This is a genomic window from Desulfobacula sp., assembly GCF_021107415.1.
The window spans coordinates 1-8,022 of sequence record NZ_JAIOSW010000253.1 but is presented as its reverse complement, the minus strand read 5'-3'; the positions used below and the strand labels follow the sequence as shown (position 1 = coordinate 8,022).

The following is an 8,022-nucleotide window of genomic DNA, read 5'->3' as shown; positions in this document are numbered from 1 at the left end:
TCCCCGGGGATGTGATTTTTAAACTCTACGATACGTTTGGGTTTCCTGTGGACATCATTGTCGATCATGTCAAAGAAATGGACATTGATCTTGATATAGACGGGTTTGACCAAGCCATGGCAGAACAAAAAGCAAGGTCCAGGTCCACTAAAAAATTTGCAGGTGTGGGTGTTGCCTACAAGGCACTTACATCAGAAGGGATAAAGACTTCTTTTGAAGGCTATGACAATATTGAAGGAAGATCTGATGTTCTCATCATTGTCCAGGATGACAAGGAAGTTACAACAGCCAGACAGGGCGATACCCTAGAAATTGTAACCGCTTCCACTGTTTTTTATGCTGAATCCGGAGGTCAGGCAGGAGATGCAGGAAGATTTGAAAATGAAATTTGCGTCATCACCATCACGGATACGGTAAAAGATCCCACAGGAATAGTCATCCATAAAGGTGTGGTTGAAAAAGGTGAGGCAAAAAAAGGGGATACATTTACACTTAAGGTGGATGCCCCAAAAAGACAAAATACAGCTGTGAACCATACGGCCACCCATATCCTTCATTCGGCCTTGAGAAAAGTCCTGGGGGATCATATTAAACAAGCAGGCTCCCTTGTGACGGACACAAGATTAAGATTTGATTTTACCCATTTTTCATCTATTTCTACAAAAGAACTTCAGGCCATTGAAAATGAGGTCAATTTAAGGATTCGTGAAAATCATCCAATTGAAACCAAAGAGATGGACATGGATGAGGCGGTTAAAGCCGGTGCCACCGCCCTGTTTGAAGAAAAATACGGGGATGTGGTAAGGGTGGTATCCCAGGGGACATTCTCCCGGGAGCTTTGCGGGGGAACCCATACAAAACAATCCGGTGATATCGGGCTGTTTAAAATCCTGTCAGAAGGCGGGATTGCCTCGGGCGTTCGAAGAATCGAAGCTGTAACCGGCCAGGCTGCCTTGGATTATGTTCACAAGGATCAGCATCTGATTGGTTCTTCAGCAACCCTGTTAAAAGGGGCCAAAGAGGATGTGGTCTTAAAAATTGAGGCAATAATAAAGGATAAGAAAATTCTTGAAAAAGAGTTGGAAGCCTTAAAAGCAAAAATGGCGTCAAAATCCATTGAAAATATTGATGATATTATCAGGGAAATCAACGGGGTCAAAGTGATTTCAAAACGGGTAGAGATTGAAAATCCTTCCCAGTTAAGAGATCTGGCTGATAAATTCAAGACAAAAATAGGTTCCGGAGTCGTCCTTCTTGGCGCTGAATCCAACGGGAAAGCCTTATTAATTTCTGTTGTGACCCAGGATTTGATAAAAGAGTATAAAGCAGGCGATATTGTAAAGAATGCTGCAAAAATAGTGGGCGGCGGCGGCGGTGGTCGTCCTGATATGGCCCAGGCCGGCGGTACAAAACCTGAAAACCTTGATAAGGCACTTGAATCAGTTTATAAAACAATGTCATGACCGCATATTTTATAAGACGATTGCTTTTAGTGATACCGACATTCATCGGTATCACTATTATGGTCTTTACCATCACTCGTTTTGTACCCGGAGGCCCCATTGAAAGGATCATCTCCGATACAAGGGCCATGCAGACAGGTCACGGCGGATCAGGCTCATCTTCCATGGGAGGCGCCGGCAGCGACCAGCCTCTTTCTGAAGAACAAATTCAAAAATTAAAAGAATACTACGGGTTTGATAAACCCATATTAACCAGCTATTTTATCTGGCTTACCAAAGTGTTGAGAGGAGATCTTGGCCAATCCACACGATATTATGATCCGGTCTGGGATATGATAAAAGAACGAATTCCCATCTCCCTTTATTTTGGTATCTTAAGTCTGATCATGATTTACGGAGTCTGCATTCCCCTTGGCATGGCAAAGGCCATCCGGCATAAAACAGGGTTTGATAATATTACATCCATCATTATTTTTACGGGTTATGCCATTCCCGGATGGGTGGCAGGCGTATTCATGCTGGTTTTGTTTGCATCCAATTTTGATTTGTTTCCTTTGGGAGGGCTTGTATCTGAATTGTTTGAAGAGATGAATCTGTTTGAAAAAATTATGGATATTGCCTGGCATACTGTTCTGCCCTTGTTTTCCTATGTCATTGGTTCTTTTACCGTGATGACGCTTTTGATGAAAAACACCCTGATGGACAATCTGTCTTCCGATTATGTCAGAACAGCTATTGCCAAAGGACTTCCCTTTAAAAAAGCCGTACTGAATCATGCCATGCAAAACAGCCTGATTCCCCTGGCAACCAGCTTTGGAAATAATATCTCCATTCTTTTAATGGGATCATTTTTGATTGAAAAAGTATTCAATATCAACGGCATGGGGCTTTTGGGATATGAATCCATCCTTGACAGGGATTACCCGGTGGTGATGGGTATCCTTGTTATCTCCTCTCTCTTGTTCATGATTGGTAATATTCTGTCCGATATCTGTGTTGCCTTTGTTGATCCCCGAGTGAGGTTTAAATGATGAGGTTTAAATGATATCGTTAAATCCTGTCACCATAAAAAAGATCAGGCGATTTGCCTCCATTAAAAGAGGATTCTGGTCATTTATTATTCTTTTTGTGATGATTTTCATCTCATTTTTTGCCGAGGCATTTATCAATTCAAGGGCATTGATAGTCTATTATAACGGCAAATTTTATTTGCCGACCTATACAAGGATGATCCCGGGTTCTGTCTTTAACCTTGGCTATGACTATGAAACCAACTACAGGGATCTTAAAAAGAAATTTCAAAAATCTGAAAAAAATATAGAAGCATCATCCAATTTTATCATCATGCCGCCGGTTCCCTATAACCCTTATGAGAATGATCTAAAAGTCAATTCTTATCCACCGTTTCCCCCCTCATTTAAAGAAAAACATTTTTTGGGAACCGATAATGTGGGCAGGGATATTCTTGCCCGCCTTGTCTATGGGTTCAGGACCGCCATTATTTTTTCTTTTGTCCTTTTGATCATGAATTATAGCGTCGGTATCACCATTGGCTGTTCCATGGGATATTTTGGAGGCAAATTTGATCTGTTCTTCCAGCGGATCATCGAAATCTGGAATAACGTCCCGTTTTTATATGTGATCATTATTATTGCCTCCATTGTGATTCCCAGTTTCATGATTCTGCTGTTGATCATGGCATTTTTCGGGTGGATCGGCATCACCTGGGTCATGCGAACCATGACCTATAAGGAAAAAGAAAGGGAATATATCCTGGCGGTGCGTTCTCTTGGAGCATCCCATGCCAGAATTATATTTAAACACATTATCCCCAACACTATTTCCGTGATTGTGACCTATGCGCCCTTTGCCATTTCAGGGGGGATAGTTGCTTTAACCTCCCTTGATTATCTGGGGTTTGGCCTGCCTGCTCCAACACCTTCCTGGGGGGAATTGTTGTCCCAGGGCTGGCAGAACATGGATGCCTGGTGGATTGTCTCTTCAGTCGTAGCAGCTCTTGTAACAACCCTTATGACGGTCACCTTTATCGGTGAAGGCATAAGAGAAGCCTTTGATCCGAAACTGCACACTATTTATGAGTGAACATGTTCTAAATGTTCAATTATACACTTTTTTTAGGTATTAGTTCTCCCTCCCTGTTCTTTTTTATAAGCCTTTGAAGCTTTTCGACTCGGGATAATTGTTTTCAAAAAAATGTATTCTTTCTCAATAATATGAGGGACCATATAGATATAATCTTCAATATTTTTGATTCAGTTGCTGAATGGATAGTATGTAAAATTATTTCATGCCGGACTGCAGGGACAGGGATGCAAGATATTCAGGGCACATATCTTCTCCTTCAGGCCAGAACAGGCCGCCAAGGGGATCAATTCTTACCATGGAAAAATAACGGGGATAACGAAGCCGCCAGAATATATCACGATCGTGAATTTCTTTTTTCAGACTGATGATGGATTCAGTGGTATTATCCCATAAAAGTTCCAGGGAATAGTTGTCCGCAGGGGTTACTGATATAATTTTATCCCATGGTGTTTTAAGCGGAGAGCTCATTCCATTTCTCCATCAATTCTTCAGTGTTTACAAGTATCCACTCTTTGATTTTATTGTTTTGTTTTGGTGGCATCATGCCGGCAATGATTGAGCCGTCATCAACTCTGAATGATGCTGCATAATCGCCATATACTCCATGACAATGGGGGATACCATGATCACCCAGATACATATAAATTGAAATTCCAAAGAAAAAAGCAATTCGTGGAGTTGTTTAAACCTCAGTTTTTTTTTATTACAACAAGATTATATTATATCAAGCACTCACATTCAAGGCAAAACAGACAACAAGGACCGAAGATTACCTAATATAAATAATATGAGTTTTTTCATATTGTGAAAAATATATACCAAATGTGGAAAAAAAGTTCCTAAAATTAGGAACTTTTTTTCATAATAAAAATAAAAACTTGTATATCTTCACAATAGTAAAATAAAGAAATATATTATAAATTCAAGGATTTATTGTTATTATTGACATAATGGTTTCAGGGTACGACTATTGCGGTTAGGTGTAAGTACCGGGAGAATGAATGGTTCAATCATAATATAGGGAGGTGGATTGTTGGAAATCAGATTGTTTAAAAAAAAATTAAGTCAGAAATATTCTGTTTTACAGTTTGTAAGGGTCTGGGGGGTGATTTTAGTCCTCCTTTTTTTACTGCCGGTTTATGGCAGCGCATTCCAATGGCCGGATACGGGCCAGGATAGATACTATGACGATGGCGGGGAACTGCTGGAATGTCCGGCACCCACCCATCCATGGTATGGCCAGGATTCCCAGTACACAGGGGACAGGTCTTATACCAAACTGGACGAAAACGGCAATGCCCTGCCCGATGAGGCCGGCAACTGGAAGGCAGTGCGGGACAATGTCACGGGTCTGGTATGGGAAATGAAGACCACAGACCACCAGACGACTTATTACTGGTGTGATCCTGATCCCGAGACCAACGGGGGAAATGCAGGCACCTGCGACAGTCCCAATACCCATGAATTTATAGCCTATTTGAACACTATGACCTATGGCGGGAGAACCGACTGGCGTCTTCCCACTGTAAAAGAACTGTCAACTCTTTTGGACATGAGCAAAACCATTGCACCGTTAATTAATACAGATTATTTCCCCATGACTGTTTCCAGCGTATACTGGTCGTCTTCTACCTATAAGACTAGTACTGGCTACGCGTGGCGCGTGGGTTTCAGTAATGGTGGCGTGAACCACCGCCTTAAGTCACTTAAGTATTATGTGCGGGCGGTCAGCTCCGGACAGTGATGGGTGATTTGGTGATTGGGTAATTTGGATCTTTAATTCTATAAAGGGATGAAAAAAATGGCACGTTATGAACATCTTCCAGTGTATCGAAAAGCCATGGAGCTTGCCGTCTATCTCCAGAATACAGTCAGGAATTTCAGCCGATATAATAAATATACCATCGGCACTGACTTAAGGGATCTTTCCCGGAAGGTGATCCAGCTTGTGATACGCGCCAACTCGGCAAGAGACCGGGAAAAAATACTTGAACAACTGGTGGAGACCTGTGACATGCTCAAATCCATGCTGGTGTTCGCCATGGAGGCTAAAACGTTTCAAAATTTTAAAAGCTTTCAGCACGCCGCAGGTCTTGCCACAATTTTATGCAGACAGAGCGAGGGATGGTTGAAAAGTACCAGGGGCCGGAACCTGAAACATTCAAAATATTTGAAAGTTTCAGGGCGTGCCAATACACACTGTGCGCCTCCTCCGCCCGGAAACCGGGCATGATAATTCAGGAAGTGGGGCAACCTGCGACCGGTGGGCTGTAAAAGGCTGTGAAGTGGGGAGGTAAGGTTAGCCGTGGGCGTATACTGGTCGTCTTCTACCAATAAGAATAATACTGACAACGCGTGGAACGTGAATTTCAATAATGGTAACGTGAACAACAACAATAAGTCAAATAAGTATTATGTGCGGGCGGTCAGCTCCGGAAAGTGTGACCTGTTTTTTTTTGCCTCGATTTACAAGGCGTATCTGGACTGCCGGAGGCGGAAAAGGAGTACCATCAATGCCATGAGGTTTGAATCGGACTTGCTTGAAAATCTGTTTAACCTTGCGCAAGAGGTACAACAGGGTATATATCAGCCATCCCGCTCTGTCTGTTTTGTGACCACAACCCCCAAGTGCCGAGAGATTTTTGCTGCTGATTTCAAAGACAGGGTGGTGCATCACCTCCTGGTGCGGGAACTTGAAAAGATCTGGGAGCCCTGGTTTGTTTTTGACAGTTATGCTTCCAGAAAGGACAAAGGTATCCACAGTGCGGTTAAAAGACTTGGAAAATTCATGAATCAGTCATCTTGCAGCAGAAAGAAAAAAGCATGGTTTCTCCAGATGGACATACGTTCTTTTTTCATGAGTATTGATAAGGACATCCTTTTTCGCATACTGGAAAAAGGAATCCAAAAAAAAATGCACCCCATGGCGGATGCTCTGTTATATTTGCTCCACAGGATAGTTTTTCATGACTGCACCAGGGATTATTATTTCAAGGGGGATAAAAAAAAGCGTGACATGGTTCCTGCTCACAAATCACTTTTCAAAGTTGAAACTGGAATGGGGCTGCCCATTGGGAACCTCACGTCCCAGTTTTTTGCCAATGTGTATCTCAACGAGCTTGACCAGTACATAAAACATGACCTGAAATGCCGTTATTATATCAGATATGTGGATGATTTTATCCTGGTTTCTGAAAACAGGGAAAGACTTGTAGAATGGCGGAAAAAGATCGATTTTTTTTTAAGATCATCGCTTTTATTGACCTTGAAACAGGACAAAGGACCGATTCCTGTATCAAACGGGGCCGATTTCCTCGGGTATATTGTCAGGCCGGATTATCTGCTGGTCAGAAACAGGGTCGTTGGCAACCTGAAACTGAAAATTATTTTATTCAAAAATATACTGGTAAAAGAGACAAGGCTGGATCACTGCAGGGTTGCCGTGTTTAACATGGATGATCAGCTTGTTCAAAATCTTTTCCAGACTATTGCTTCTTATATGGGGCATTTTAAGCATGCTTCCTCTTTCCGGCTGGTCACAGAACTGATGAAAAAAAATGACTGGCTCAATGAATATTTTTATTTTTCAAAGGGCAGAATACATAAAAAATATAATATAAAAAAGGTATTTTTGAGTGTCAGGGCACAGCATGCTTATTTTAGAAGCCTGTTCAAAGATAGCATCATTTTTTTTAAGGTAGGGAAATTTTATGAATTTTATGGGAATGATGCCCTTTCTGCTGGTTCGTTGCTCAAGTTGAGGGTAATGGAAAATCACAGACGAAAAATCAAATATATGTCCGGCTTCCCCGTTGCCATGGTAAATCAGTATTGCAAAAAAATGCTTTCTCAGGGAAAAGATGTGGTAGTTATCAATGAAACGCATCGTGCCGGGCACTTTATCAGGGAGCGAAGCATAAAAAACTTATACAGGATTATGCCTTGTGAAGAAAGGGCGGCAGCATGAAACCGATAAAAAGATCAATAAAGGACTGGTAACAGATGCGCATAAGACATTTTACAGCAGGAATGGTTTTCTTTCTGATTTTGGCAGGACAATGCCTGGCCGGATATATTGACAATGGCGACGGCACCATTACCGATACGGATACCGGTCTTGTCTGGTTGAATCAGACCCTGGGCTCCATGTCATTTTCCCAGGCGTTAAATCTTTGCGAGACCGGCACCTGGGGCAATCATAATGACTGGCGGCTGCCGGACCGCAATGCACTGCAGTCTATTGTAGACTATTCAGCTTATGATCCTGCCATAGTGCATTCTGTTTTTGCAGGGACTGTTTCCAGTGGTTACTGGAGTTCGACCATCAATATGTCAGATCCCTCGCGGGCCTGGTATGTGAATTTTCAAAACGGTGTAGTGTCCTATAACGAGGCAGGGACAAATTATTATGTCCGTCCGGTGCGCGGGGGGGATAGAACGATGATATCTGCCG

General features: G+C 42.3%; 9 protein-coding genes. 7 read left to right on the top strand and 2 right to left on the bottom strand.

Translation table 11 applies throughout. The features are described from left to right. The 3 genes from K8S13_RS13720 to K8S13_RS13710 form a co-directional block, all read left to right on the top strand. On the top strand, positions 1-1,463 hold a 1,463-nt coding region (locus K8S13_RS13720; RefSeq protein ID WP_291463294.1), incomplete at its 5' end, for an alanine--tRNA ligase-related protein. After that, positions 1,460-2,494, top strand: a complete 1,035-nt coding sequence (locus tag K8S13_RS13715; protein ID WP_291463293.1) for an ABC transporter permease subunit — start codon at positions 1,460-1,462, stop codon at positions 2,492-2,494. The genes K8S13_RS13720 and K8S13_RS13715, both read left to right, overlap by 4 nt. A 10-nt stretch (positions 2,495-2,504) precedes the next feature. Beyond that, on the top strand, positions 2,505-3,566 hold the full coding sequence (locus tag K8S13_RS13710) for an ABC transporter permease (RefSeq protein ID WP_291463291.1): 1,062 nt from the start codon (positions 2,505-2,507) through the stop codon (positions 3,564-3,566). Between the two features lie 198 nt (positions 3,567-3,764). Here K8S13_RS13710 and K8S13_RS13705 read toward each other — a convergent pair whose 3' ends face one another. Together K8S13_RS13705 and K8S13_RS13700 are read right to left on the bottom strand one after the other, a co-directional pair. Further along, positions 3,765-4,037 (bottom strand): DUF2442 domain-containing protein, encoded by a 273-nt coding sequence (locus tag K8S13_RS13705; RefSeq protein WP_291463289.1) that lies wholly within the window; start codon positions 4,035-4,037, stop codon positions 3,765-3,767. Next, positions 4,021-4,209 carry a DUF4160 domain-containing protein gene (locus K8S13_RS13700; protein WP_291463287.1) on the bottom strand — a complete coding sequence of 63 codons (189 nt, stop codon included), beginning with the start codon at positions 4,207-4,209 and terminating at the stop codon, positions 4,021-4,023. The genes K8S13_RS13705 and K8S13_RS13700 overlap by 17 nt, the downstream gene beginning before the upstream one ends. A gap of 393 nt (positions 4,210-4,602) precedes the next feature. Between K8S13_RS13700 and K8S13_RS13695 the strand changes: the two genes are divergently transcribed. The 4 genes from K8S13_RS13695 to K8S13_RS13680 all read left to right on the top strand — a co-directional run. Further along, positions 4,603-5,313, top strand: a complete 711-nt coding sequence (locus K8S13_RS13695) for a DUF1566 domain-containing protein (RefSeq protein WP_291463285.1) — start codon at positions 4,603-4,605, stop codon at positions 5,311-5,313. A 57-nt stretch (positions 5,314-5,370) separates the two neighbouring features. Further along, the gene (locus K8S13_RS13690; protein ID WP_291463284.1) at positions 5,371-5,802 is read left to right on the top strand and encodes a four helix bundle protein; all 432 of its coding nucleotides are present in this window, start codon (positions 5,371-5,373) and stop codon (positions 5,800-5,802) included. A 72-nt stretch (positions 5,803-5,874) separates the two neighbouring features. Continuing rightward, positions 5,875-7,536: a reverse transcriptase domain-containing protein gene (locus tag K8S13_RS13685; RefSeq protein ID WP_291463283.1), complete on the top strand. Its 1,662-nt coding sequence runs from the start codon at positions 5,875-5,877 to the stop codon at positions 7,534-7,536. A 35-nt stretch (positions 7,537-7,571) separates the two neighbouring features. Next, positions 7,572-8,022, top strand: a 451-nt coding sequence (locus K8S13_RS13680; protein WP_291463282.1) for a DUF1566 domain-containing protein, incomplete at its 3' end; no start/stop codon positions are given.